23 protein-coding genes and 1 pseudogene are annotated in these 25,301 nt (G+C 63.3%); 23 read left to right on the top strand and 1 reads right to left on the bottom strand.

Annotated features, from left to right (window positions below; genetic code table 11):
* Positions 1-2 precede the first annotated feature (2 nt).
* The 13 genes from NKI06_RS08965 to trmB all read left to right on the top strand — a co-directional run bounded on the left by NKI06_RS08965 (position 3) and on the right by trmB (position 12,482).
* Positions 3-1,118: a DUF1513 domain-containing protein gene (locus NKI06_RS08965; protein ID WP_352984916.1), complete on the top strand. Its 1,116-nt coding sequence runs from the start codon at positions 3-5 to the stop codon at positions 1,116-1,118.
* A gap of 107 nt (positions 1,119-1,225) precedes the next feature.
* Positions 1,226-1,903 (top strand): tRNA (adenosine(37)-N6)-threonylcarbamoyltransferase complex dimerization subunit type 1 TsaB, encoded by a 678-nt coding sequence (gene tsaB, locus NKI06_RS08960; RefSeq protein WP_352984914.1) that lies wholly within the window; start codon positions 1,226-1,228, stop codon positions 1,901-1,903.
* On the top strand, positions 1,903-2,397 hold the full coding sequence (rimI, locus tag NKI06_RS08955) for a ribosomal protein S18-alanine N-acetyltransferase (RefSeq protein ID WP_352459199.1): 495 nt from the start codon (positions 1,903-1,905) through the stop codon (positions 2,395-2,397). The genes tsaB and rimI overlap by 1 nt, the downstream gene beginning before the upstream one ends.
* 28 nt (positions 2,398-2,425) lie before the next feature.
* On the top strand, positions 2,426-3,226 hold the full coding sequence (gene olsA, locus NKI06_RS08950) for a lyso-ornithine lipid O-acyltransferase (RefSeq protein ID WP_023682014.1): 801 nt from the start codon (positions 2,426-2,428) through the stop codon (positions 3,224-3,226).
* A gap of 76 nt (positions 3,227-3,302) precedes the next feature.
* Positions 3,303-4,712, top strand: coding sequence for a tRNA (N6-isopentenyl adenosine(37)-C2)-methylthiotransferase MiaB (gene miaB, locus NKI06_RS08945; protein WP_352984912.1), 1,410 nt, complete (start codon positions 3,303-3,305; stop codon positions 4,710-4,712).
* 83 nt (positions 4,713-4,795) lie between these two features.
* Positions 4,796-5,788, top strand: coding sequence for a PhoH family protein (locus NKI06_RS08940; RefSeq protein WP_027049340.1), 993 nt, complete (start codon positions 4,796-4,798; stop codon positions 5,786-5,788).
* 17 nt (positions 5,789-5,805) lie between these two features.
* Positions 5,806-6,312: an rRNA maturation RNase YbeY gene (gene ybeY, locus NKI06_RS08935; protein WP_023755164.1), complete on the top strand. Its 507-nt coding sequence runs from the start codon at positions 5,806-5,808 to the stop codon at positions 6,310-6,312.
* 28 nt (positions 6,313-6,340) lie between these two features.
* Positions 6,341-7,435, top strand: coding sequence for a hemolysin family protein (locus tag NKI06_RS08930; protein ID WP_023818830.1), 1,095 nt, complete (start codon positions 6,341-6,343; stop codon positions 7,433-7,435).
* A 20-nt stretch (positions 7,436-7,455) separates the two neighbouring features.
* Positions 7,456-7,926: a VOC family protein gene (locus NKI06_RS08925; protein ID WP_352838660.1), complete on the top strand. Its 471-nt coding sequence runs from the start codon at positions 7,456-7,458 to the stop codon at positions 7,924-7,926.
* Positions 7,927-8,003: 77 nt separating this feature from the next.
* The gene (gene lnt, locus NKI06_RS08920; protein ID WP_352984910.1) at positions 8,004-9,596 is read left to right on the top strand and encodes an apolipoprotein N-acyltransferase; all 1,593 of its coding nucleotides are present in this window, start codon (positions 8,004-8,006) and stop codon (positions 9,594-9,596) included.
* A 137-nt stretch (positions 9,597-9,733) separates the two neighbouring features.
* Positions 9,734-10,153, top strand: a complete 420-nt coding sequence (locus tag NKI06_RS08915; RefSeq protein WP_023669550.1) for a helix-turn-helix domain-containing protein — start codon at positions 9,734-9,736, stop codon at positions 10,151-10,153.
* 222 nt (positions 10,154-10,375) lie between these two features.
* Positions 10,376-11,641: a methionine adenosyltransferase gene (gene metK, locus NKI06_RS08910; RefSeq protein ID WP_023669551.1), complete on the top strand. Its 1,266-nt coding sequence runs from the start codon at positions 10,376-10,378 to the stop codon at positions 11,639-11,641.
* 139 nt (positions 11,642-11,780) lie between these two features.
* Positions 11,781-12,482: a tRNA (guanine(46)-N(7))-methyltransferase TrmB gene (gene trmB / locus NKI06_RS08905; protein ID WP_352984908.1), complete on the top strand. Its 702-nt coding sequence runs from the start codon at positions 11,781-11,783 to the stop codon at positions 12,480-12,482.
* A 95-nt stretch (positions 12,483-12,577) separates the two neighbouring features.
* Here the strand turns inward: trmB and NKI06_RS08900 are convergent, their stop codons facing one another.
* Entirely contained in the window at positions 12,578-12,742 is a 165-nt protein-coding gene (locus NKI06_RS08900; protein WP_023669553.1) for a hypothetical protein, read from the bottom strand.
* Positions 12,743-13,073: 331 nt separating this feature from the next.
* On the opposite strand from NKI06_RS08900, the gene rimP reads away from it, so the two are divergent.
* The 10 genes and pseudogenes from rimP to NKI06_RS08850 all read left to right on the top strand — a co-directional run bounded on the left by rimP (position 13,074) and on the right by NKI06_RS08850 (position 25,295).
* On the top strand, positions 13,074-13,718 hold the full coding sequence (gene rimP, locus NKI06_RS08895) for a ribosome maturation factor RimP (protein WP_023669554.1): 645 nt from the start codon (positions 13,074-13,076) through the stop codon (positions 13,716-13,718).
* 47 nt (positions 13,719-13,765) lie between these two features.
* Positions 13,766-15,361: a transcription termination factor NusA gene (gene nusA, locus NKI06_RS08890; RefSeq protein ID WP_023669555.1), complete on the top strand. Its 1,596-nt coding sequence runs from the start codon at positions 13,766-13,768 to the stop codon at positions 15,359-15,361.
* Positions 15,362-15,399: 38 nt separating this feature from the next.
* On the top strand, positions 15,400-16,050 hold the full coding sequence (locus NKI06_RS08885; protein WP_023823755.1) for an RNA-binding protein: 651 nt from the start codon (positions 15,400-15,402) through the stop codon (positions 16,048-16,050).
* Positions 16,047-18,611 (top strand): translation initiation factor IF-2, encoded by a 2,565-nt coding sequence (gene infB, locus NKI06_RS08880; RefSeq protein WP_023669557.1) that lies wholly within the window; start codon positions 16,047-16,049, stop codon positions 18,609-18,611. The genes NKI06_RS08885 and infB overlap by 4 nt, the downstream gene beginning before the upstream one ends.
* A gap of 161 nt (positions 18,612-18,772) precedes the next feature.
* Entirely contained in the window at positions 18,773-19,192 is a 420-nt protein-coding gene (gene rbfA / locus NKI06_RS08875; RefSeq protein WP_023669558.1) for a 30S ribosome-binding factor RbfA, read from the top strand.
* Positions 19,192-20,163 (top strand): tRNA pseudouridine(55) synthase TruB, encoded by a 972-nt coding sequence (truB, locus tag NKI06_RS08870; RefSeq protein WP_023818824.1) that lies wholly within the window; start codon positions 19,192-19,194, stop codon positions 20,161-20,163. Before rbfA ends, truB begins: the two co-directional genes overlap by 1 nt.
* A gap of 44 nt (positions 20,164-20,207) precedes the next feature.
* Positions 20,208-21,300: pseudogene (gene corA / locus NKI06_RS08865) on the top strand (magnesium/cobalt transporter CorA).
* 95 nt (positions 21,301-21,395) lie between these two features.
* On the top strand, positions 21,396-21,770 hold the full coding sequence (gene rpsO, locus NKI06_RS08860; protein WP_280790898.1) for a 30S ribosomal protein S15: 375 nt from the start codon (positions 21,396-21,398) through the stop codon (positions 21,768-21,770).
* Positions 21,771-22,048: 278 nt separating this feature from the next.
* Positions 22,049-24,196 carry a polyribonucleotide nucleotidyltransferase gene (gene pnp / locus NKI06_RS08855; RefSeq protein WP_023682005.1) on the top strand — a complete coding sequence of 716 codons (2,148 nt, stop codon included), beginning with the start codon at positions 22,049-22,051 and terminating at the stop codon, positions 24,194-24,196.
* An 85-nt stretch (positions 24,197-24,281) separates the two neighbouring features.
* The gene (locus NKI06_RS08850) at positions 24,282-25,295 is read left to right on the top strand and encodes a class I SAM-dependent methyltransferase (RefSeq protein WP_352984906.1); all 1,014 of its coding nucleotides are present in this window, start codon (positions 24,282-24,284) and stop codon (positions 25,293-25,295) included.
* The last annotated feature ends 6 nt before the right edge of the window (positions 25,296-25,301 follow it).

Here is a 25,301-nt window from a genome sequence, read left to right as displayed (position 1 = left end):
CAATGGTTGCGACACGCACGCCGCTGATGGACCGCCGCGATTTTCTCAGAGCTGCCGGCGCCGGCTTCGTCGCGTCAATGGCGCCGCGGGCCTGGGCGGACACGCTTGCCGCCGATGCCGTCTTTGCCACCGCCTTCGTCAAGCGCGACGGCAGCTTTGGCGCCGCTGTGTTGTCGGAAGCCGGAAAAGTATTGCATGCGATCGACCTGCCCGACCGTGGCCACGACGTCACCTTCGATCCGGTCTCGAAGCGCTCCGTGGTCTTCGCCCGGCAACCCGGCACCTTCGCCGTGGTCTTCGACCATGCCGGCCGCGAGCCGCCGCTGACCATCGCCAGCATCACCGGTCGGCATTTCTTCGGCCACGGTGTGTTTTCCATCGACGGCGCGCTGCTTTACGCCACCGAAAACAATTTCGACAATGCCGCCGGCGTCGTCGGGATCTACGACGCACGGGCCAAGTTCAGCCGCATCGGCGAGTTTCCGACCTATGGCATGGGGCCGCATGAGCTCTTGCTGCTCGGAGACGGCCGGACGATCGCCATCGCCAATGGCGGCATCGAGACCCATCCCGACTATGGCCGCGCCGAGCTCAACATCGCCACCATGAAGCCGTCCTATGTGCTGGTCGATCGCACAACCGGCGATCTCATCGAAAAGCACGAACTGCCGCCGGCTCTGCACCAGCTGTCGATTCGCCACATGGATGCCGACCCCACGGGCACCATCTGGTTCGGCTGCCAGTACCGCGGGCCGGGCACCGAGCGGCCACCGCTGGTCGGCCGCGCCACGCGCGGCAAGGGGCTGCAGCTGCTCGACATGCCGCAGGACGTGCTATCCGGCTTCCGGAATTACATCGGCTCGGTCGCCGCCAACCCGATTGCCGGCACGGTCGCGGTGTCTTCGCCGGAAGGCAATTCGCTGGCCGTCATCGACGCCGCCAGCGGCAAGATCGTCGCCACCAAGGCGCTGGTCGAGGTCTGCGGCCTGGCGCCCGACGGCCCGGGCTTCATGGCAACCACGGGTGCCGGCGAAATCATCGAAGGCAGCGGCGCGACGCGCTCCGAGCCCGACTTTGTCTGGGACAACCACATGCTGCGCATCGCGCCGGCGGCGTAAGCCGTCCGGCCTGCACCGAAGCGAAGCCGCTTAACAATTTACGCGCTGGCTCTTGCGGCGGCGCGCCGTGGCGGGCAGAGGGAGACTGTTTTTCGAACCGGTCGCCCATGAAACTGCTCGCCATCGACTGTGCCGCCAATCTCTGCGCCGCTTGCGTCTATGACGCATCGGGCGGCAGAGAGCTCGGCCGCTCGGTACTCGATCTCGGCAAAGGCCACGCCGAACACCTGATGGCTGTCATTGACGAAGCGTTGAAAGCGGACGGCACCGATTATGCCGGCCTTGGCGCCGTTGCGGTCTCCGTCGGTCCGGGTTCCTTCACCGGCCTGCGGGTGGGCGTCTCGGCGGCGCGCGGCCTGGCGCTGGCGCTGAAGATCCCGGCGATCGGGGTAACGACGCTGGAGGCGCTGGCGGCCGAGGCGAGGGCGGCATTTCCCGGCCGCCCGATCCTGGCTGCTCTCGATGCCGGCCGCGAGGAGATCCATGCCGCGCTTTACGATGCGGAAGCGATTTTGCGCTATGGTCCGGCGGTGATCATACTTGCGCAAGCCGCGGGAATGGCGGCGGACAATCGTCCGGTGCTTGCCGGCACGGCCGCCGTGCAGATCGCAGCCGCGGCCGGTCGCGATTTCGATATCGGCCCGACGGCTGCCACCGCCGACATTGCCGTCTACGCCCGGCTCGCCGCTGCAAGAGGCGAGGGCGACAAGCCGAAGCCACTCTATCTGCGCGGCGCCGATGCCAAGCCGCAGGCCGGGTTCATCCTGTTGAGGCAGGAAAAGTGATGCGCATCCCTTTCCTCCAGCCGCGCCGCAGGGACTATGCGCTCGAGCCGCTGACCATCGCCGACAGCCCGGCAGCGTCGGTGCTGCATCGCGAGGATTTCGTCCGGCCCTGGACCGATGGCGAATTCGCCGCGTTGCTCCAACAGGAAACCGTGTTCGGCTATGCCGCGCGCGAAATCGGCCAGGGCGCCAAGCCGCCGGTCGGCTTCGTGCTGGCCAGGCTTGCAGCCGGCGAGGGCGAAATTCTGACCGTGGCGGTGGCGCGCTCGCATCGCCGCCAAGGGCTCGGCTGGCAGTTGATGGACGCGGTACTGCGCGAATTGCATGCGCAGCGGGCCGAGGCGCTGTTCCTTGAGGTCGACGAGACCAATGTCGCTGCCATCGCCCTCTACCGGCGGTTGGGCTTCCGCCAAGTCGGCCACCGCGCCAATTATTACCGCTCGACCGAACATGGTCCTACCGGCGCGCTTGTCATGCGCCGCGATCTTCGCTAGCCAAAGTTTTGGGGCAGGGCCAAGCTGCATGATCGGAAAAATCAGGATTTTCCTGGCGCTGAGCCTCGTTGTCGTCGGTTCGCTGGTCCTTGTGCCTTTGCAGCTGCTGTCGATGAAGACCGGAATCTGGCGCGAGACGGTCATTCTGAAGGTCTGGCACAGCCTCATCGTCCGGACGCTCGGCCTGCGCATCCATGTCAAAGGCGCACTGTCCAGCCAGCGCCCGCTGCTGGTCGCCTCGAACCATATCTCCTGGACCGACATCATGGTGCTCGGCTCCTTTGCCGATGTGACATTCATCGCCCGGGCGGACATGGAGGGATGGCCGCTGATCGGCTGGCTGTCGAAACTGCAGCGTACGGTCTTCATCGAACGCGAGCGCAAGCGGACAGCTGGCGACCAGGCCAGCGAGATCGCCAGCCGCATGGCCAAAGGCGACGCCATGGTGCTGTTTGCCGAGGGCTCTACCGGCGACGGCAACACCATCCTGCCGTTCAAGAGCACCTTGTTCGGCGCCGCCTCGATGGCGATTTCGGAAGGCGCGGCCGAGCAGGTCTTCATCCAGCCGCTGGCGATTGCCTACACGCGGGTGCACGGCGTGCCCCTCGGCCGCCGCCACCGGCCGCTCGCTGCCTGGATCGGCGATCAGGACCTGATGCCGCATCTCAAGGTGCTGATGGCCGAAGGCGCCATTGACGTCGAGGTGCATTTCGGCGAGCCCATCGCCTTTTCCAAGGGCTCGAACCGCAAGGAAACGTCGAGGATGATGGAAAGCCAGGTGCGCGCCATGATGCAGGCCGCGCTCGCCGATCCCCGACCGAGCCGCTAGCGCAGGCCGAGCGCCTACGAGACGATGCCCGAGAATCGTCTGTTTTTTGTCACGGAAAGGCGTTAGAAGCCGCCGGATGGATTTGAACACGATAGAGCGGAACGACCCCGACAGCGCCTCGCAAAGCGCTGCTGCGGCGTCCGCCCCGGCCAAAAAGGTCTTCGTCAAGACCTATGGCTGCCAGATGAATGTCTATGACTCACAGCGCATGACCGATGCGCTGGCCGCCGACGGCTACACCGCAACCGATGTCATCGCCGACGCCGACCTGGTGCTGCTCAACACCTGCCATATCAGGGAGAAGGCGGCGGAAAAGGTCTATTCTGAGCTCGGCCGCATCCGCGACATGAAGGCTGAACGCGCAGCAGTTGGGCGCGAAATGCTGATCGGCGTCGCCGGTTGCGTCGCGCAGGCCGAAGGCGCGGAAATCATCCGCCGTTCGCCTGCTGTCGATCTGGTCATCGGCCCGCAGACCTATCACCGGCTGCCCGATGTGCTGGCCCGGGTGCGTGGCGGCGAGAAGATCGTCGAGACCGAATACGCCATCGAGGACAAGTTCGAGCATCTGCCGCAGCCGAAGCGTGCCGAAATGATCAAGCGCGGCGTCACCGCCTTCCTCACGGTACAGGAAGGCTGCGACAAATTCTGCACCTTCTGCGTCGTGCCCTATACCAGGGGCTCGGAAGTGTCGCGGCCGGTGGCGCAGATCGTCGCCGAAGCCGAGCGGCTGGCCGATGCCGGTGTGCGCGAGGTGACGCTGCTGGGGCAGAACGTCAATGCATGGCACGGCAAGGGTGAGGATAGCATGGAATGGGGGCTTGGCCGTCTGCTGTTCCGGCTAGCCGAAATTCCCGGCCTGGCGCGGCTGCGCTACACCACCAGCCATCCGCGCGACATGAACGACGAATTGATCGCTGCCCATCGCGACCTCCCGGCTTTGATGCCTTATCTGCACCTGCCGGTGCAATCCGGGTCAGACCGCATCCTCAAGGCGATGAACCGCAGGCACACGGCCAAGGACTATCTGGCGCTGCTCGAGCGCATCCGCGCTGCACGCGGCGACATCGCGCTGTCCGGTGACTTCATCGTCGGCTTCCCCGGCGAAACCGACGCCGATTTCGAGGCGACGATGGATCTGGTGGGCCAGGTGAACTACGCCTCGGCCTTCTCGTTCAAATATTCGCCGCGTCCCGGCACGCCGGGCGCCGATATGCCCGATCACGTGCCGGAAGCGGTCAAGGACGAGCGCCTGCAACGCCTGCAGGCGCTGCTGCTGAAACAACAGCAGGATTTCGGCCTGGGCCTGGTCGGCAGCACCATCGACACGCTGATCGAGAAGCCCGGCCGTCAGGCCGGCCAGAAGGTCGGCCGCTCGCCCTGGCTGCAGCCGGTTATTGTTGATGAAAAGGCCGGCGAAATCGGTGACATTATCCGGGTGCGAATCACGAAGACGGGCTACAATAGCCTGTTCGCCGAGTTGGCTTGATGGCCTCGGCAGATGAGGAGAGACGGTTGAGCGCTGCTGAAGTGAAGACTCTGCCCCAGAACCAGACATCCGGGGCCTCTGACATGGCGCACATCGTTCTGACTTTCGACAACAACAAGCTTGCCAGCGCCCTGTACGGTCAGTTCGACGAGAATTTGGCCCGGCTCGAGCAGAAGCTCGGCGTCGACATCCGCTCGCGCGGCAACCAGTTGACCATCAAGGGCTCGGCCTCGGCGGCCGAACAGGCGCGCCGCGCACTCGACAATCTCTACGGCATTCTCCAGAAGGGCACCGACATTGGCCAGTCCGACGTCGATGGCGCCGTGCGCATGGCCATTGCCGCCGACGACCAGCTGACGCTGCCGACGCTGGAACGCAAGGGCAAAGTCTCGGCCGCCCAGATCTCCACCCGCAAGAAGACGATCTATGCCCGTTCGCTCAACCAGGACGCCTATATGCGGGCGCTGGAGCGTTCGGAACTTGTCTTCGGCATTGGCCCCGCCGGCACCGGCAAGACCTATCTGGCGGTGGCGCATGCGGCGATGCTGCTCGAACGCGGCATGGTCGAGCGCATCATCCTGTCACGCCCAGCGGTCGAGGCCGGCGAGCGGCTGGGTTTTCTGCCCGGCGATATGAAGGAAAAGGTCGATCCGTACCTGCGGCCCCTCTATGACGCGCTCTACGACATGATGCCGGCCGACAAGGTCGAGCGCGCCATTGCCGCCGAGGTCATCGAGATCGCGCCGCTGGCCTTCATGCGCGGCCGCACGCTGGCGCATGCCGCCGTCATCCTCGACGAGGCGCAGAACACCACGCCGATGCAGATGAAGATGTTTTTGACCCGCCTCGGCGAGAATTCGCGCATGATCGTCACCGGCGATCCGACGCAGATCGATCTGCCTCCAAGCACCAAGTCGGGCCTCGTCGAAGCCTTGCGTGTCCTTGACGGCGTGGCCGGCGCGGTAACCGTGCGCTTCAACGATGTCGACGTTGTGCGCCACCCGCTGGTGGCCGAAATCGTCAGGGCCTATGACCGCGACGCCAAGCTGGCACGCGGCCTCGGCGCCGAGAGCTGATGTGACGATGCGGGCTCATGCCTGAAGACATAAGACCTGGCGGCGGGGACAGTTCGGTTCCCGTCGAGATCGATATGTCGGTCGAGGCCGGCGACTGGCCCGATGAGGCGGCGCTGACGCGTCTGGTCGATCGCGCCGTGTCGGCTGCCTTTGCCGAAACCGCTGCTGCCGGTCCTTCCGAACTCAGCATCGTCTTTTCCGACGATGCCCATATCCGTACCCTCAATGTCGGCTGGCGCGGCAAGGACAAGGCGACCAACGTCTTGTCTTTCCCGGCTTTTCCGTTCCCCAGGGGTGGCAAGCTGCCGCCCATGCTGGGTGACATCGTGCTGGCCGCCGAGACGGTGGCGCGCGAAGCAGCCCTGGAAGACAAGCCCTTCGAGAACCATATCACCCATCTCGTCATCCACGGCCTGCTGCATTTGCTGGGCTACGATCACGAGACCGATGCAGAGGCCGAGGAGATGGAAGCCATCGAGCGCTCAGCGCTCGCAAGGCTTGCCATTCCCGATCCCTACACGTAATGACAAAAGACCAATTGACCGGACGACGATGAACGACAAACCAGAAACTGCCGCCCGCCCCGAGGCTGGCAGTGCGACAAAGCCTTCCGATACGACGGAAGAGGGATCGAGTCCGAGTCCCAGTTCCGGCAGCCTCGCTTCTGGTAGTATTGCCAGCGAGCCATCGCCTGCCGGTCCGTCCCTGTTCGACCGCGTCTTGGGCCTTTTCAGGCAGCGGAACGGCACCAGCCTGCGCGAGGAAATCGCCGGCGCGCTTGCCGAAACGACCAGCGATGCCGGGTCTTTCTCGCCCGGCGAACGCGCCATGCTCAACAACATATTGCGCCTGCGCGAGGTACGCGTCGAGGACGTCATGGTGCCGCGCGCCGATATTGAGGCCGTCGAGATCACCACGACGTTGGGCGATCTGCTCGGTCTGTTCGAGCAGTCCGGCCATTCCCGCATGCCGGTCTATTCCGAGACCCTCGACGATCCGCGCGGCATGGTTCACATCCGCGACGTGCTGGCCCACATCACCAAGGTCGCCCGGGTCAAGAAGGGCAGAACATCCAGGAAGACGCCGGCAACGACGCTTCTCGACCTCGCCCAGGTCGATCTCGGCCGCACCATCGGCGACCTCAATCTGATCCGCCCGGTGCTGTTCGTGCCGCCCTCGATGCTTGCCTCCGACCTGATGGGCCATATGCAGACGACGCGAACCCAGATGGCGCTGGTCATCGACGAATATGGCGGCACCGATGGTCTCGCCTCGCTGGAAGACATCGTCGAGATGGTCGTCGGCGATATCGAGGACGAGCATGACGAGGACGAGCCGCTGATCACCCAGACCGGCGAGGGCGTGTTCGTCGTCGACGGCAAGGCCGAGATCGACGAGGTCGCCAAGATGATCGGCGAGGACTTTACCGCCGGTGAGCATGGTGAATATGTCGACACGATCGGCGGCATGATTTTCAACACGCTCGGTCGCGTGCCCGCGCGTGGTGAGGTTGTGCAAGCCATCCCCGGCTTCGAATTCCACGTGCTCGACGCCGATCCGCGCCGCGTCAAGCGGGTGCGCATCGTCCAGAACCAGAAGGGCGAGCGTCGCCGCCGCGTGACCGCCCCCCGCACCGAGCAGGCCTAGGACAGAACGTTGCCCGGCCGATGACGATCGACGATCCCTTCAAGCACTCAACCTTTGGCTCGGGTGTCTTCTACAAGGACCCGCGAGCCGCATTGAAATGGCTCGAAACGGCCTTCGGCTTCGAGCCGAGCATGGTGGTCAGCGATGCCGACGGACGGCTGGTCCATGCCGAAATGCGCTTTGGCGACGGCTACATCATCGTCGATTCCGAATGGGCCGATCATATTGCCAGTCCGGTAAGCGTCGGCGGCAAGAACACTCAGTCGGTCTGTGTGCGTCTGAAAGACGGCCTGGACGTGCATTGTGAGCGGGCAATGGCGGCTGGAGCCCAAATCGTCGAGGAGCCTGCCGACCATTTCTACGGCGAACGGCAGTATCGGGCGCGCGACCCCGAAGGCCATGTCTGGACCTTCTCCCAGACCTTGCGCACCGTGCCGCGCGAGGAGGCCGAGCAACTGAGCGGGCTAACCATCGAGGGATGGCACCGATAGCGCAGCGATCGGCCGGTTCGCGTTTCAATAAATCTGATAAATCTTGGCTCTTGATTCGCGCGACCTGGGAAGTCTGTATGGAGCGCCTTGCCGGCCGGATAATTCTGCTTTGGGGCTGGCGGCGCGCGCTGGTGGCGTTTCTTGCCGGGGCGCTGGCGGTGCTCGCCCAGGCGCCTTACGATTTCTTCGCCGTCTGTTTCGTCTCGTTTCCACTGCTGGTCTGGCTGCTCGACGGCGCCACCGGCGAGGCTTCCGACGGCTGGCTCAGGCGCCTGCGGCCGGCTTTTGCCATCGGCTGGTGGTTCGGCTTCGGCTATTTCCTCGCCGGCCTATGGTGGATCGGCGAGGCGCTTCTGGTCGAGGCCGACAGTTTCGCCTGGGCCTTACCCTTCGCGGTCGTCGGCATTCCTTTGGCGCTGGCATTTTTCTACGGCTTCGCCACCGTCGTCGCGCGGCTGTTATGGACCAACGATATTGGCCGCGTTGCCGCCCTTGCCTTTGCTTTTGGCCTGACGGAATGGCTGCGCGGCTTCCTGTTCACCGGCTTTCCCTGGAATGCCGTCGGCTATGCGGCGATGCCCGTGCCGCTGTTGATGCAAAGCGTGTCGGTGACCGGCATGGTCGGCATGAACGCGCTGGCGGTCTTTGTCTTCGCCATGCCGGCCTTGCTTGCAGCACGCCGGCATGTCCGTCTCGGTGTGGTCCTGCTTGCCATTCTCGTCGCCGCCCATGCTGGCTTCGGCTATTTCAGGCTCGCGACCCCCGACAAGCCGACAACCCGCACTCTCGATGTCCGTATCGTGCAACCGGATGTCGACCTCAGCGAAAAATGGGACGCCTCGGTGCGCGACCGCATCTTCGCCACGATGATGGGCCTGTCGGCCGCAGCGCCCGATCCCGGCCATAACAAACCGCAGTTGATCCTGTGGCCGGAGACCTCGGTACCCTTCCTGTTCACCGAGCGTCCGGACGCGCTGACCGCGCTCGGCGACATGCTGCAGCCTGGTAAGATGCTGATTGCCGGCGTCGTGCGCGAGGAGCGCGGATCCGGGGCGGATGCCGACAGCCGCTACTACAATTCGGTGGTGGCGATCGATGACAAGGGCGAAATCGCTGATGCCGTCGACAAGGTCCATCTGGTGCCGTTCGGCGAGTATCTGCCGTTTTCCGGTCTGCTCAGCCGCTTCGGCATCGGACAGCTCGTCGCCGGGCCGATGAACTTCGCCGCCGGCAACGAGCGCCATCCGATCGCTCTGCCCGGCGGCATCAGCGCCTTGCCGTTCATTTGCTACGAGGTGATCTTTCCTGATCTTGTGGCTGTTGACGCAACGTCATCCCAGCTTATTGTAAACGTCACCAACGACGCATGGTTCGGCGACACGCCTGGGCCGTACCAGCATTTCAGGCAGGCTCAGATTCGCGCGGTGGAAAACGGATTGCCGTTGTTGCGCGCCGCCAACAACGGCATTTCCGCCGTTGTCGATACGCGGGGACGCATCGTCGACGCATTGGCGGTCGATGCACGTGGCGCCATCGACGTGCGGGTGCCGATCTCCGGCCAAGCCTTCATCTCCGCCGCGGGGCGGCGCATTAACGGAATGCTGATCATGTTGGTGTTTGCCGCAATCGCCCTCAGCTTGAACGTAAGGCAACGGCTACGGGTGAATTGACAGTCGACACATTAGAAACTCATACTGTTACCGCCTAATTTTCTCGAAGTCGGTTGGTGTTTCTGTTGGGGCAGTTGGCTCCGGCTTCGTTTGGGCGAGAAAAATAGAAAAGGCCGGAAAAATTCGGCGAGGAAAAAATGACAGAAGAAAACAAGAAGAAACCGAATCCGATCGACATCCATGTCGGAAGTCGCGTCCGCCTTCGGCGCAATATGCTTGGAATGAGCCAGGAAAAGCTTGGTGAAAATCTCGGTATTACGTTTCAGCAGATCCAAAAATATGAAAAAGGAACGAACCGCGTCGGCGCCAGTCGTCTGCAGGCAATAGCCTCGATACTCAGCGTGCCTGTCGCCTTCTTTTTCGAGGATGCGCCAGGGCAGGAGCCGGTGGGTAATAGAGGATTTGCCGAGGACACTTCGATGGCCTTCGCCGTCGAATTCTGCGGCAGTCCGGAAGGACTTCAACTCAACCGCGCGTTCGTGAAGATCGCGGATGTGAAGGTACGCCGCCGGATTATCGACCTTGTGAAGTCCCTTTCTGCCGAAGATGCCGAGTGATTCGGTGGGTCGATTGACCCATTGGCCCCAGTAATCCCCCGGGCCCGAGTAGCCCAGAGGCTCGACTGCCGGCGGTGCCAGGCCGCCGGTGGTACAAGATATATTGCTGCGACACTCATGCCAGAACCGCGGCACCGCTTGACGAGCGGCGCCCGGCACCGTTAACACGTGGCGCGCCAAAATCGGCAGCCCTGCCGATCGTTTTTTCAAGAGGGGACACCCGTGACGCGGCAGAACTACTTCTTCACCTCGGAATCCGTGGCCGAGGGTCATCCCGATAAAGTCTGTGACCGCATCTCGGACGAGATCGTCGATCTGGTCTATCGCGAGGCCAAGAAGACCGGCATGGACCCATGGAAAGTCCGCGTCGCCTGCGAGACGCTCGCAACCACCAACCGCGTCGTCATCGCCGGCGAAGTAAGGGTTCCCGATACTCTGCTGAAGCGGGACAAAGCCGGCAACATCCTCAAGGACGCCGCCGGGCATTCGGTCGTCAACCCGGCCAAGTTCAAGTCGGTCGCCCGCAAGGCGATCCGCGAAATCGGCTACGAGCAGGCCGGCTTCCACTGGAAGACGGCAAAGATCGAGGTTCTGCTGCACGGCCAGTCGCCCGACATCGGCCAGGGAGTCGACAACGCCGCCGACCGCCAGGGCGAAGAGGGTGCCGGCGACCAGGGCATCATGTTCGGCTATGCCTGCCGCGAGACCCCGGACCTGATGCCGGCGCCGATCTATTACAGCCACAAGATTCTCGAACTGCTCGCCGCTGCCCGTCACGAAAACAACGGCGAAGCCGGCAAGCTCGGACCCGACGCCAAGAGCCAGGTCACCGTTCGCTATGTCGATGGCAAAGCCGCCGAAGCGACGCAGATCGTGCTGTCGACGCAGCATCTCGACGCGACCTGGGATTCCAAGAAGGTCCGCAAGGTCGTTGAGCCTTACATCCGTGAGGCGCTCGGCGACCTCAAGATCGCCGACGATTGCATGTGGTACATCAACCCGACGGGCAAGTTCGTCATCGGTGGACCGGACGGCGACGCCGGCCTGACCGGCCGCAAGATCATCGTCGACACCTACGGTGGTGCTGCCCCGCACGGCGGCGGCGCCTTCTCCGGCAAGGACACCACCAAGGTCGACCGCTCTGCCGCCTATGCGGCGCGCTATCTCGCCAAAAATGTAGTGGCGGCCAAGCTCGCCGACCGCTGCACCATCCAGCTGTCCTACGCCATCGGCGTTGCTCAGCCGCTGTCGGTCTATGTCGACCTGCACGGCACCGGCAAGGTCGACGAGGCCAAGCTCGAGGAAGCGCTGCGCACGGTGATGGATTTGTCGCCATCCGGCATCCGCAGGCATCTCGACCTCAACAAGCCGATCTACGCAAAGACCTCGTCCTACGGCCATTTCGGCCGCAAGGCCGGCCGAGACGGGTCCTTCTCCTGGGAAAAGACCGATCTGGCCAAGGCGCTCAAGGACGCGATCGCTGCTTAGGCATGATTCCAAAAAGTGGGTACCGGTTTTTTGGAAAAGATCGTGCTCCAACAAAGGATTAGATTGAGATGAGATTTCAGCCAAATCTCATCTCAATCCCAAATCTCATCTCAATCTAAGCGCGGCGCGCGACCAGGCCATGGATCCACAGGACAGGCGGAGCCGCGCGACCGAAGGGTTCTTCGGCCGCCGGCACGGCAAGACCATTCGCCCGCAGCAGGCGGCGGCGCTGGAAAGCGGTCTTGGGGCCTATGGCCTCGACCTCTCCGTCCAGGCGCCGGCAGAATTGCGCGCGCTATTCTCAGCGGATGTTTCAACGGTTCGGCTGGAAATCGGCTTCGGCGGCGGTGAGCATCTGCTGCACCGTGCCACGGAGGCACCGGCGACCGGCTTCATCGGTGTCGAGCCGTTCGTCAACGGCATGGCCAAGCTGATGATGGCGGTGCGGGAAAAGCCGCTTGCCAATCTTCGCGTTTATGATGACGACGCCACGCACCTGCTCGATTGGTTGCCGCAGGCGTCGCTCGACGGCATCGATCTGCTCTACCCCGATCCCTGGCCGAAGAAAAAGCACTGGAAGCGGCGTTTCGTCAGCCCGCTCAACCTCGATCGGTTCGCGCGCGTGCTGAAGCCGGGCGGAAAATTCCGCTTCGCATCCGACATCGACACCTATGTGAACTGGACCTTGTTGCACTGTCGGGCGCATGGCGCGCTCCTCTGGCAGGCGCAAGGTGGGGCCGACTGGCATCGGCCCTATGAAGGCTGGCCGGGCACACGCTACGAGGCGAAAGCCATTCGCGAGGGCCGACGGCCGGCCTATCTCACCTTCATCAGAAAATAGTTCGATGCGGGAAAGTGTCCCGCATCGACAGCCGGTCTGGCATCAGAAAATAGTTCGATGCGGGAAAGTGTCCCGCATCAACAGCCGGTCTGGCTTCAGAAACGGCCGATCTTGCCGAAAGCGGTCGGGTCCATGCCGAGCCGGCGCAGATCGTTGGCGCGCGGCTTGCGGCCGGCTTCGACGGCCCGCGAGGCGGCAACGGCGCTGCCGAACAGGGCAAAGGCGTCGCCTATGGCGGAAAACACGGTACGGTTGCTCATTGTCTTGACCTTTCGCGCGCCACCGCGCGCTCATCTTTGATTTGTGCAGTGCAACATAGGGATGTGAAATCCGGGATCACAGGGCCGTTACCGCATAGCCGGCATGCGCCGCGCGCAATCCTGCCAGCCGTCCCCGGCTGCACTCTGCCCGGCCCGTCAACAGACTTGAAACACCGGCAGGGATCGTCTATATCAGCCTCAAATTCTTGGTCGGTATGACGAAGAGTGGGTCCACCCGGTCCCGCTCTTTTTTATTACCTGCCGGTCAGCCATCAGCAAAGAGATGGTTCGGGACGACGATCATCCTGATCCAGAGAACGACAGGAACCGCATGACTGCAACGGCAAGCGAAGCCGACGACCGCATCATCCGCGAAAGCGGTATCGATGCGCGCATCGCGCTGATCGTCCAGCCGGTGTTGCGAGGCATTGGCTTCCGCCTCGTGCGGGTGCATCTGTCGGGCCAGAACGGCCTGACGCTGCAGATCATGGCCGAACGCGAGGACGGCACCATGACCGTCGAGGATTGCGAAGAGGTCAGCCGCGCTGTGTCGCCGGCGCTCGACGTCGATGACCCGATCGAGAAGGCCTATCATCTCGAAGTGTCGTCGCCGGGCATCGACCGGCCGCTGGTACGCAAGTCGGATTTCGTCACCTGGACCGGCCATCTGGTGAAGATGGAAACCTCGGTGCCGGTCGCCGACCGCAAGCGCTTCAAGGGCAAGATCGCCGAAGCCGGCGAAGACGACATGCTGCTCGAGCGCGACAAGGCCGCCTACGGCGAAGAGCCGACGGTTCGCATTCCTTATGACGCGATCGCCGATGTGCGGCTGATCCTCACCGACGACCTTATTCGCGATGCCCTTTCGAAGGACAACCGGGAACGCAAGGAAGCCAAGAAACGCCGCGGCGAAGCTGATGATGCACCCGAAGGTGCTGAAGGCGGCGCGGAAGACGAAATCGAACAGGAACTATGATGAGCGCCCGGGCCTAAAAGCTCGGCAACAAGCTCGGGAGAAATAAGATGGTTGTAAGCGCCAACAGACTTGAACTGCTGCAGATCGCCGACGCGGTGGCGCGTGAAAAGTCGATCGACAAGTCGATCGTCATTGCCGCCATGGCTGATGCGATCCAGAAGGCCGCGCGCTCGCGCTACGGCCAGGAAACCAACATCCGCGCCGACATCAACGCCAACACCGGCGAGATGAAGCTGCAGCGGCTGATGGAAGTGGTCGAGAAGGTCGACGACTACGCCACCCAGATCGCCATTTCCTCGGCCCGCGAGCGCAATCCGGACGCCCAGCTTGGCGACTTCATCGCCGAACAGCTGCCGCCAATGGATTTCGGCCGCATCGCCGCCCAGTCAGCCAAGCAGGTCATCGTGCAGAAAGTGCGCGAGGCCGAGCGCGACCGCCAGTATGACGAATACAAGGACCGCATCGGCGAGATAGTCAACGGCACCGTCAAGCGCGTCGAATATGGCAACGTCATCGTCGATCTCGGCCGTGGCGAGGCGATTATCCGCCGCGACGAGCTGATCCCGCGTGAAAACTACAAGTACGGCGACCGCGTCCGCGCCTATGTCTACGACGTGCGCCGCGAACAGCGCGGCCCGCAGATATTCCTGTCGCGCACCCATCCGCAGTTCATGGCCAAGCTCTTCACCATGGAAGTGCCGGAAATCTATGACGGCATCATCGAGATCAAGTCGGTCGCCCGCGATCCAGGCTCGCGCGCCAAGATCGCCGTCATTTCGCGTGACTCGTCGATCGATCCGGTCGGCGCCTGCGTCGGTATGCGCGGCAGCCGCGTCCAGGCCGTGGTCGGCGAATTGCAGGGCGAAAAGATCGACATCATCCCGTGGTCGCCTTCGGCTGCCTCCTTCATCGTCAACGCGCTGCAGCCGGCGGAAGTCGCCAAGGTCGTGCTCGACGAGGATGCCGAGCGCATCGAAGTGGTGGTTCCCGATGACCAGCTGTCGCTTGCCATCGGTCGTCGTGGCCAGAACGTGCGTCTTGCCTCGCAGCTCACCGGCTGGGACATCGACATCCTGACCGAGGCCGAGGAATCCGAGCGCCGCCAGAAGGAATTCGTCGAACGCTCGTCGCTGTTCATGGAAGCCCTTGATGTCGACGAGATGGTCGGCCAGGTGTTGGCCTCCGAAGGCTTCACCAGCGTCGAGGAAGTTGCCTATGTCGATTCGGGCGAGATCGCCTCGATCGACGGTTTCGACGAAGACACCGCTTCGGAGATCCAGACCCGCGCCCGCGAATATCTGGAGAAGATCGAAGCCGAGCATGACGACAAGCGCAAGGCGCTGGGCGTCACCGACGAACTGCGCGAGATCCCTGGCGTCACCACCGCCATGATGGTGACGCTCGGCGAGGATGGCGTGAAGACGATCGAGGATTTCGCCGGCTATGCCGCCGACGACCTGACCGGCTGGAAGGAACGCAAGGACGGCGAGACCAAGGTATTCCCGGGTGTGCTCGCCAATCACGGCGTGTCGCGCGCCGACGCCGAGCAGATGGTTCTGGCAGCCCGCCTCAAGGCCGGCTGGATCACCGAAGACGAGCTTGCAGCCGAACAGGTCCCGGCTGACGAAGCCGTTGGTGCGTGAGGTGAAACCGCATCGCACACAACCCGCCCCAGGACGAGATGAACGATCGCACCTGCATCGTCACGCGCAAGCAAGCCGAGCCGGATGAGCTGATCCGTTTCGTCGTCGGCCCGGATTCGGCCGTCGTTCCTGACCTGAAGAGAAATCTGCCCGGCCGTGGTTGTTGGGTGAGCGCCGACCGCCTACATATCGACAAGGCGGCGGCGAAGAACCTGTTTGCCCGCGCCTTCAAGGCGCAGGTCGTCGTGCCGCCCGATCTCGGCGGCATGGTCGACGGACTGCTTGCACGATCCGCTTTGGGTATGCTTGGCCTTGCCCGCAAGGCTGGCTCGATCGCACTCGGCGCAACCAAGGTCGAGAGCGCGGTGCGCTCGGGGTCGGCGCTTTTCGTGCTCCACGCGATCGAAGCATCCGACGATGGCGTGCGCAAGATCAGTCAGGCGCGGCGGGCAACTGTCCACCTCGGCGGGCCTGCAGTCCTTGCCTACAAACTTTTCTCCGAGGCCGAGTTGAGCTTGGCATTGGGGGGTACAAATGTGATACATGCTGCCGTTCTCGCGGGAGACGCGGGCAAGGCGGTTGAGAGGCGCATGGTTGCGCTCGACCGATATCGGGGCGGAACCCCCGACGATCTGGCAATGCTTGCGGCCGTTGCTGACGAAGATGATGCTGCAGAGGATATGGAATGAGCGATACGAAATCGGGCGACGACAAGACGTTGAGTGTTACACCGAAGAAGACCTTGACGCTGAAGCGCCCCGGTACCGAGCAGAGCGTCGTGCGACAGAATTTCTCGCATGGCCGCACCAAGCAGGTCCAGGTCGAGATCAAGAAGCGCAAATTCTCCATGCCCGGCGACAAGCCGGAGCCGGTGGCTGCACCCGTATTTACGCCCAAGCCTGCGGTAGTGGCAGCCCCCGTCGTGCAGGAAGCGCCCAAGGCGCCGCCTCCGCCACCGCCGGCCGAACGCGGCGGCATGGTGCTGAACGAACTGTCGCGCAATGAAATGGAAGCGCGCCGCAGGGCGCTCGAAGGCTCCAAGGTTCGCGACGTCGAGGACCGCCAACGCGCCATCGAAGAGGCCAAGCGCCGCAACGAGGATGAGGAACGCCGCAAGCGCGAGCGCGAGGAATCCGCGCGCCGTCAGGCCGAGGAAGAAGCCCGCCTGCAGACCGAGGCCGAGTCCCGCCGCCGCGCCGAGGAAGAAGCGCGCCGCCGCGCGCCGCAGGCTGCCGAGCTTGTGGCGTCGGACGACGAGGAAGAGGTCAAGCCGAAGCGCACCGCCGCCGGTGCCCCGGTACGCCGTCCGGTTACGCCCGAAGTGGCGCGCCCGGCCAAGCCGACCAAGGCCGAGGAAGACCGTCGTCGCGGCAAGCTGACCCTCAACACGGCTCTTTCCGACGAGGACGCGCGCGCCCGCTCGCTGTCGTCGATGCGTCGCCGCCAGGAAAAATTCAAGCGCGCGATGCACAATGAGCCGCGCGAGAAGGTTATGCGCGAAGTGATCCTGCCTGAAACCATCACCATCCAGGAACTGGCGCAGCGCATGTCCGAGCGCGCCGTCGATGTGGTCAAGTACTTCATGAAGCAGGGCCAGATCCTGAAGCCGGGCGACATCATCGACGCCGACACGGCCGAGCTGGTCGCCACCGAATTCGGCCACACGGTCCGCCGCGTCGCCGAGTCCGACATCGAGGAAGGCCTGTTCAACATTGCCGACAATGCCGAGGACCTGGTGTCGCGGCCGCCTGTCGTGACCATCATGGGCCATGTCGACCACGGCAAGACCTCGCTGCTCGACGCCATCCGCAATGCCAATGTCGTCTCCGGCGAAGCCGGCGGCATCACCCAGCATATCGGCGCCTACCAGGTCGAGAAGAACGGTCAGAAGATCACCTTCATCGACACGCCCGGTCACGCCGCCTTCACGGCGATGCGCGCCCGCGGCGCTCAGGCGACCGACATCGCCATCCTGGTGGTGGCGGCCGACGACAGCGTCATGCCGCAGACCATCGAATCGATCAGCCATGCCAAGGCGGCCGGCGTTCCGATCATCGTGGCGATCAACAAGATCGACAAGCATGATGCCGATCCGCAGAAGGTGCGGTCGGAACTGCTGCGCCATGAGGTGTTCGTCGAATCGATGGGCGGTGAAGTGCTGGACGTCGAAGTGTCGGCGACCAAGGGCACCAACCTCGACAAGCTGTTGGAAGCGATCCTGCTGCAGGCCGAAATCCTCGACCTCAAGGCCAATCCGGACCGTACCGCCGAGGGCGTGGTCATCGAAGCCCAGCTGGACAAGGGCCGTGGCCCCGTCGCCACCGTACTGGTGCAGACCGGCACTTTGATGCCGGGCGACATCCTCGTCGCCGGCAACGAATGGGGCCGGGTGCGCGCGCTGGTCAACGACCGTGGCGAGCAGATCAAGGAGGCTCCGCCGGCAATGCCGGTCGAGGTGCTTGGCCTGCAGGGCACGCCGCAAGCCGGCGACCGCTTCGCTGTCGTCAACAACGAGGCCCGCGCCCGTGAGATCACCGAATATCGCCAGCGTCTGGCGCGCGAGAAGGCAGTGGCTCGCCATGCCGGCCAGCGCGGCTCGCTCGAACAGATGATGTCGCAGCTGCAGACGAGCGGGTTGAAGGAATTCCCGCTGGTCATCAAGGGCGACGTGCAGGGTTCGATCGAGGCGATCAACGCCGCTCTCGACAAGCTTGGCACCGACGAGGTGCGTGCGCGCATCGTTCATGCCGGCGCCGGCGCCATCACCGAAAGCGACGTGTCGCTGGCGGAGACCTCGGGGGCCGCGATCATCGGCTTCAACGTCCGTGCCAACGTGCAGGCACGTGCGGCCGCGGCGGCCGCGGGCATCGAAATCCGCTACTACTCGATCATCTACAACCTCGTCGACGATGTGAAGGCAGCACTTTCCGGCCTGCTGTCGCCGGAACGCCGCGAGACCTTCATCGGCAATGCCGAGATCCTCGAGATCTTCGACATCACCAAGGTCGGCAAGATCGCCGGCTGCCGTGTCACCGAAGGCAAGGTCGAGCGTGGAGCGGGCGTGCGCCTGATCCGCGACAACGTCGTCATCCACGAAGGTACGCTGAAGACCCTCAAGCGCTTCAAGGATGAAGTCGCGGAAGTTCCGGGCGGCCAGGAGTGCGGCATGGCCTTCCAGAACTACGAGGACATGCGCGTCGGCGACATCATCGAGTGCTTCCGCGTCGAGATGGTGACCCGGACGCTCTGAGTTCGTATACCGTCGATACGACCGGGCGGTGGTCGAAAGACCGCCGCCCTAACTTTAATGCCTGTCGCCCAAAAGTGCGGGATAAACGACATGCATAGAACAAATATGAGACATGGCGGCACGGTCCCATCCCGCGCCTCACGCTTTCCGGATTGAGAAAAATGCCCCGTCCAACCGCCTCCAGTCCATCCCAGCGCATGCTTCGCGTCGCCGAACAGGTGCGCCATGCGCTGTCGGAAACCTTGCAGCGCGGCGAGATTATCGACCCGCTGATCGAGAACACCGTGGTTTCGGTCTCGGAAGTGCGCATGTCCACTGATCTGAGGGTCGCAACGGCCTTCGTTTCGCCGCTCGGCGCCAAGGACACGGGTGCGGTCATCGACGCGCTCAACAAGCATGCGAAGTTCGTCCGTGGCCGCGTCTCCGGCGCGCTCCGCCAGATGAAGTTCATGCCGGAGTTCCGCTTCAAGCTCGATACGTCCTTCGACAATTTCGCCAGGATCAACGATTTGCTGAAATCGCCCGAAGTCGCGCGAGACTTGGGTGCCGATGGCGAAGACAACGACAAGGACGAGAAATAGTGGGGCGCCGCGGCAAGAAGAAGGGACGGCCGATCTCCGGCTGGGTGGTGCTGGACAAGCCGGTTGGCATGGGTTCGACCGAAGCCGTCTCCAAGATCAAATGGCTTTTCCAGGCAGAAAAGGCCGGCCATGCCGGCACGCTCGACCCGCTGGCCTCTGGCATGCTGCCGATCGCGCTCGGCGAGGCAACCAAGACCGTGCCTTACGTGCAGGACGGCGCCAAAATCTACCGGTTCACCGTCGCCTGGGGCGAGGAGCGTTCGACCGACGATCTCGAAGGCCCGGTGACGCAAAGTTCCGACCGCCGTCCGGCGGAAAACGATGTCAGGGCGCTGCTGCCGAACTACACCGGCGTCATCATGCAGACACCGCCGCAATTCTCGGCCATCAAGATATCAGGCGAACGCGCCTACGATCTCGCTCGTGGGGGCGAGACAGTCGACATCCCCGCGCGCGAGATCGAGATCGGCCGTCTGGACATCGTCGAGCACGCTGCCGGCCACACCTTGTTCGAGGTCGAATGCGGCAAAGGCACCTATGTTCGCTCGCTGGCCCGCGACATGGGCCGCGACCTCGGCTGCTTCGGCCACATCGCCGAATTGCGCCGGGTCGAGGTCGAGCCGTTCACCCAGGAGGATTTCGTCACCGTCGCCGAACTGGAAGCCGCCCGTTTCGGCGAACAGCGCGAAGCTGACAGAGAGGGCGACGCCGATGTTGCCGATGCGCCGATCGACTTTGGCGCAATCGATGCGCTGCTCGTCGACACGTCGGCCGCGCTCGACTGCCTGCCGCAGATTGCCATCAGCGACGAAGCGGCGACCAAGATCCGCCTTGGCAATCCCGTCATCATCCGCGGCCGCGACGCGCCCGTGGAAGCCGAGGAAGCCTGCGCCACGGCGCGCGGCAAGCTGGTCGCCATCGGCGCCATCGAGCAAGGCATGTTCAAGCCGAAGCGGGTCTTTGCCGGCTGACCACTCTCGTCTAGTTTTACGTCGACGTCACATCCGAGGGGCACATGGCAAAGGCTGAGGCGGTGAAGAAGCGGGCGCCGGTGACAACGCGGCGGCCGCCGGTTGGCGCCTCGCCTGGCACGCTGATCGCCGATCCGGCGGCGCGACGGTCCGAGCTGCGGCTGACGCTGATCTCGCCTGAAAAATTCAAGACCATCAACGATGCCAGCATCGACGATCTCAACACCCATTGCGACAACTGGCCGGTCGTCTGGCTGGACTGCACCGGTCTCGCCAACATCCAGCTGATCGAGGAGATCGGCCGGATCTTCAACCTGCATCCACTGGCTCTGGAAGATGTCGTCAACACCGGCCAGCGGCCGAAGGTCGACTTCTTCGAGGACCACGCCTTCGTCGTCATGCGCATGATCGACGACGTCAAGGTGCATCGCTATGAGCAGATCGCGGTGTTCTTCGGCAAGAAATTCGTCGTCACCTTCCAGGAGCGCGAAGGCGATCCGTTCGACCCCGTACGCAAGCGCATCGCCGCAGCGTTGCCCAACCGCTTGCGGATGCGCGGCGCCGACTATCTGGCCTATGCGCTCATCGACCATCGTCGACAGCTATTTCCCGCCGATTGAGGCCGGTAGCGAGGAGGTCGATGGCATCGAGGACGAGATGCTCAACACGCCTCACAAGCATCAGATGCGCCAGCTGCACGAATTGCGGCGCGACGCCAATGTGCTCAAGGGCGTGCTGTGGCCGATGCGCGACGCGCTGGCGACGCTGATCCGCAACGACGTGCCCTATGTGAAGCCGGAGACGAAAATCTTCTTCAACGACACGCTCGACCACGCATTGCGGCTGATCGAGCTGGTCGAGAACCAGCGTGATATGCTGACCGGCTTGATCGAAATGCATTTGTCGCTGAGCCAGGCGCGCACCAACGACGTCATCTCTTATCTCACCATCGTCTCGGTGATCTTCATGCCGCTAACCTTCCTGGTCGGTATCTGGGGGATGAATTTCGATCCCGAGATCTCGCCGTGGAACATGCCGGAACTGAAAGCCTACTATGGCTACCCGGCTTCGCTGCTGTTCATGCTGGCCGTTGCTGTCGGGCTGATCGTCTTCTTCAAAAGCAAGAAGTGGCTGTAAGGTTTCGGTGTCAAGGGAATCCTGGATACCCGAGCAAAGGGCTGCGACAAGCCGGCTTTATGAATGGGCTGGTGTTTTCCGGGGAATTGCCCTATATGCGCCGCAGCATCGCGCCATGTCGCTTTGCTTGCACCGGCCCCTGCTGGACGACATCCCGGCTGAGGGCGACCCGTTTCCTCAAACAGATAAGGAAAAACACGATGTCGATTACTGCCGAGCGCAAACAGGAATTGATGGGTGAATTCGCAACCGCGAAGGGCGATACCGGGTCTCCGGAAGTCCAGGTGGCCATCCTTTCCGAGCGCATCAAGAACCTGACCGACCACTTCAAGGACCACAAGAAGGATAACCATTCCCGCCGTGGTCTGCTCGCTCTCGTCTCCCAGCGCCGCAGCCTGCTTGATTATCTCAAGCGCAAGGATGACGCGCGCTATCAGACGTTGATCGAGAAGCTCGGTCTGCGCCGTTGACGAATTGACCGGCGGGCTTTCGAAGGAGAGCCCGCCGGTCGCGCATTCTGCCAGTCGCACCGATTGGCCAGACCCGGTTTCGAGCGTGCAGAGGCCACTCGAAACCGCCCATGGACGGTCATGGGGCAGGATTGCAGGACGCTCGTGCGCTAACCAGCGCCGAAATCTACCCGAGCTTCCCGTTGTCTTGCCCGTGGCTGCCCGAGAAAGGAAGCCAGGGAAAGGGCATCCGCGCACCGTGAAACGGCGCGGCCCTTTCCGCTTATTAAGGACAAGATATGTTCAACTACCACAAAGTGGAAATCGAATGGGGCGGCCGTCCGCTCATCCTGGAAACCGGCAAGATCGCACGTCAGGCTGACGGCGCGGTGCTTGCGACCTACGGCGAAACCAAGGTTCTCGCCACCGTCGTTTCGATGAAGGAGCCGAAGCCAGGCCTCGATTTCTTCCCGCTGACCGTCAACTACCAGGAAAAGACCTACGCCGCCGGCAAGATCCCCGGCGGCTACTTCAAGCGCGAGGGACGTCCGAGCGAAAAGGAAACGCTGGTTTCCCGCCTGATCGACCGCCCGATCCGCCCGCTCTTCGCCGACGGCTACAAGAACGACACCCAGATCGTCGTCACCGTCGTCCAGCATGACCTCGAGAACGATCCCGATATCCTGTCGATCGTCGCCACCTCGGCCGCTTTGACGCTGTCGGGCGTTCCCTTCATGGGCCCGATCGGCGGCGCCCGAGTCGGCTACATCAACGGCGAATACGTGCTCAACCCGCATGTCGATGAGATGCAGGAATCCAGGCTCGACCTCATTGTCGCCGGCACCGCCGACGCCGTGCTGATGGTCGAGTCCGAAGCCAAGGAACTCGGCGAAGAACTGATGCTCGGCGCCGTCATGTTCGGCCACAGGGGCTTCCAGCCGGTGATCGACGCCATTATCAAGCTGGCCGAAGTTGCCGCCAAGGAGCCGCGCGATTTCACGGCGCCGGACTACTCCGCGCTCGAAGCCGAAATGCTGAAGATCGTCGGCGACGAGCTCAGCAATGCTTACAAAAACGTCGACAAGCAGAAGCGTTACGCCGCCGTCGACGCCGTCAAGGCGAAGGTCAAGGCGGCGTTCGCTCCGGCCGAAGGCGAAGACGCCAAGTACACCTCCGAGCAGATCGGTTCGGTGTTCAAGGAACTCCAGGCCAAGGTCGTGCGCTGGAACATTCTCGACACCGGTTCGCGCATCGATGGCCGTGACCTCAAGACTGTCCGCAAGATCGTCTCGGAAGTCGGCGTCCTGCCGCGCACGCACGGTTCGGCGCTGTTCACCCGCGGCGAGACCCAGGCGCTGGTCGTTGCCACGCTGGGCACCGGCGAGGACGAGCAGTATGTCGATTCGCTGACCGGCATGTACAAGGAGAAGTTCCTCCTTCACTACAACTTCCCTCCCTACTCCGTCGGCGAGACCGGCCGCATGGGTTCGCCGGGCCGCCGCGAAATCGGCCACGGCAAGCTCGCCTGGCGCGCTATCCGTCCGATGCTGCCGAGCGCGGACCAGTTCCCCTACACGCTGCGCGTCGTCTCGGAGATCACCGAGTCCAACGGTTCGTCGTCGATGGCCACCGTCTGCGGCACATCGCTGGCGCTGATGGATGCCGGCGTTCCGCTGGCCAAGCCGGTTGCTGGTATCGCGATGGGCCTGATCAAGGAAGGCGAGCGCTTCGCGGTTCTGTCCGACATCCTGGGTGACGAAGATCACCTCGGCGACATGGACTTCAAGGTTGCCGGTACCGAAGGCGGCATCACCTCGCTGCAGATGGACATCAAGATTGAGGGCATCACCGAGGAGATCATGAAGATCGCGCTGGACCAGGCCAAGGACGGCCGCCAGCATATCCTCAGCGAGATGGCGCATGCTCTGACCGGCGCCCGCCCCGAACTCGGTGAGTTCGCACCGCGCATCGAGGTTATGCACATCCCGACCGACAAGATCCGCGACGTGATCGGCTCCGGCGGCAAGGTTATCCGTGAGATCGTCGAGAAGACCGGCGCAAAGATCAACATCGAGGACGACGGCACGGTCAAGATCGCTTCGTCGAACGCCAAGGAGATCGAGGCGGCCAAGAAGTGGATCCATACCATCGTCGCCGAGCCGGAAGTCGGCGAAATCTACGAAGGCACGGTCGTCAAGACCGCCGACTTCGGCGCTTTCGTCAACTTCTTCGGTCCGCGTGACGGCCTCGTCCACATCTCGCAGCTTGCCAACGACCGGGTCGCCAAGACCTCGGACGTCGTCAAGGAAGGCGACAAGGTCTGGGTCAAGCTGATGGGCTTCGACGAGCGCGGCAAGGTCCGCCTGTCGATGAAGGTCGTCGACCAGGCCACCGGCAAGGAAATCGCCCGCGACAAGAAGGCCGAAGGCGAAGAAAACGCCGCCTGAGTGGTCTGACAATAGAGTTGAACGGGCGCGGCTTATTTCGCGCCCGTTTTCGTTTAAGACCCGTCTACGACATGAGAATCGAAGAATGGCCGCTGAGCCGCTGAAGACACTGTTTCACCCCTTCGAGGCCGGGGCGCTCCCTCTGCCGCAAAAGGGCGAGCGTGTGCTGTTCCTGGGCGCCGAGCCTGGGTTTCGCCTGCCGGAAGGCTTCGAGGCAGAGCTCCATCTTGCACAGGGTTTCCGGCCGTATCTCCGAGCGCTGGAGCGTGCCGGCCACAAGGTAACGCCGCGCGCGGAAGGCGATGCATTCGATGCAGCGCTCGTGCTTGCCGGCCGCCATCGTGGGCTAAACGAGATGCGTATTGCCGAGGCGATCGAACGCGTCACGCCGGGCGGTCTGATCATTGTCGCCGGCGGCAAGGACGAAGGCATCGCCAGCCTGCGCAAGCGCATCGACGAGCTTGTTCCGATCGAAGGGCATCTGCCGAAATATCACGGCATCGCCTTCTGGCTTCCCCGTCCGGTCGATCTGGCGCCTGCGGAAAAACTGCGCGTCGCCAATCCCGCCTTGGTCGTAGAGGACCGCTTCCGCACCGCGCCCGGCATGTTCTCCTTCGACCGGATCGACGCCGGCTCGAAACTTCTGGTCGACAACCTGCCCAAAGACCTGCGCGGCAACATTGCGGATTTCTGCGCCGGCTGGGGTTATGTCACCGCCGAGGTCGCGGCACGTTCACCCGGCATAACAGGGCTCGACCTTTACGAAGCGGATTTCGAAGCGCTTGAGGCGGCCAAGGGCAATATCGGCCAGACAGGCTTCGAGCCCGGCTTCTTCTGGACCGATCTGCTGAGCGAGCCGGTCGAGCGGCGCTATGATGCCATCGTCATGAACCCGCCCTTCCATCGCAGCCGGGCGGCCGAGCCGGAAATCGGCGCCGGCATGATCCAGGCGGCGGGCAAGGCGCTGAAGCCGGGCGGGCGGCTGTTCATGGTGGCGAACCGCCAGCTGCCCTATGAGCCGGTTCTGAAGGCCGTCTTCTCCAGCCATGCCGAGCTCGCCCGCGACGGCATGTTCAAGGTTTTCTCCGCGCGCCGATAGGACGGC

This window comes from Mesorhizobium sp. M0772 (assembly GCF_040320135.1).
Lineage (GTDB): Bacteria > Pseudomonadota > Alphaproteobacteria > Rhizobiales > Rhizobiaceae > Mesorhizobium.
Note: the sequence above shows the minus strand (reverse complement) of the source record. Positions and strands in the feature narration are given on the sequence as shown.

Coding starts and splice junctions, on each gene's coding strand:
- miaB (WP_352984912.1), top strand. CDS start 3,303: ATGGATTTGAACACGATAGAGCGGAACGACCCCGACAGCGCCTCGCAA.
- trmB (WP_352984908.1), top strand. CDS start 11,781: ATGGATCCACAGGACAGGCGGAGCCGCGCGACCGAAGGGTTCTTCGGC.
- NKI06_RS08940 (WP_027049340.1), top strand. CDS start 4,796: ATGGCGCACATCGTTCTGACTTTCGACAACAACAAGCTTGCCAGCGCC.
- NKI06_RS08965 (WP_352984916.1), top strand. CDS start 3: ATGGTTGCGACACGCACGCCGCTGATGGACCGCCGCGATTTTCTCAGA.
- lnt (WP_352984910.1), top strand. CDS start 8,004: ATGGAGCGCCTTGCCGGCCGGATAATTCTGCTTTGGGGCTGGCGGCGC.
- nusA (WP_023669555.1), top strand. CDS start 13,766: ATGGTTGTAAGCGCCAACAGACTTGAACTGCTGCAGATCGCCGACGCG.
- ybeY (WP_023755164.1), top strand. CDS start 5,806: ATGCCTGAAGACATAAGACCTGGCGGCGGGGACAGTTCGGTTCCCGTC.
- NKI06_RS08850 (WP_352984906.1), top strand. CDS start 24,282: ATGGCCGCTGAGCCGCTGAAGACACTGTTTCACCCCTTCGAGGCCGGG.
- rimP (WP_023669554.1), top strand. CDS start 13,074: ATGACTGCAACGGCAAGCGAAGCCGACGACCGCATCATCCGCGAAAGC.
- tsaB (WP_352984914.1), top strand. CDS start 1,226: ATGAAACTGCTCGCCATCGACTGTGCCGCCAATCTCTGCGCCGCTTGC.
- rbfA (WP_023669558.1), top strand. CDS start 18,773: ATGCCCCGTCCAACCGCCTCCAGTCCATCCCAGCGCATGCTTCGCGTC.
- rimI (WP_352459199.1), top strand. CDS start 1,903: ATGCGCATCCCTTTCCTCCAGCCGCGCCGCAGGGACTATGCGCTCGAG.
- NKI06_RS08900 (WP_023669553.1), bottom strand. CDS start 12,742: ATGAGCAACCGTACCGTGTTTTCCGCCATAGGCGACGCCTTTGCCCTG.
- infB (WP_023669557.1), top strand. CDS start 16,047: ATGAGCGATACGAAATCGGGCGACGACAAGACGTTGAGTGTTACACCG.
- olsA (WP_023682014.1), top strand. CDS start 2,426: ATGATCGGAAAAATCAGGATTTTCCTGGCGCTGAGCCTCGTTGTCGTC.
- NKI06_RS08915 (WP_023669550.1), top strand. CDS start 9,734: ATGACAGAAGAAAACAAGAAGAAACCGAATCCGATCGACATCCATGTC.
- NKI06_RS08930 (WP_023818830.1), top strand. CDS start 6,341: ATGAACGACAAACCAGAAACTGCCGCCCGCCCCGAGGCTGGCAGTGCG.
- NKI06_RS08925 (WP_352838660.1), top strand. CDS start 7,456: ATGACGATCGACGATCCCTTCAAGCACTCAACCTTTGGCTCGGGTGTC.
- pnp (WP_023682005.1), top strand. CDS start 22,049: ATGTTCAACTACCACAAAGTGGAAATCGAATGGGGCGGCCGTCCGCTC.
- NKI06_RS08885 (WP_023823755.1), top strand. CDS start 15,400: ATGAACGATCGCACCTGCATCGTCACGCGCAAGCAAGCCGAGCCGGAT.
- rpsO (WP_280790898.1), top strand. CDS start 21,396: ATGCGCCGCAGCATCGCGCCATGTCGCTTTGCTTGCACCGGCCCCTGC.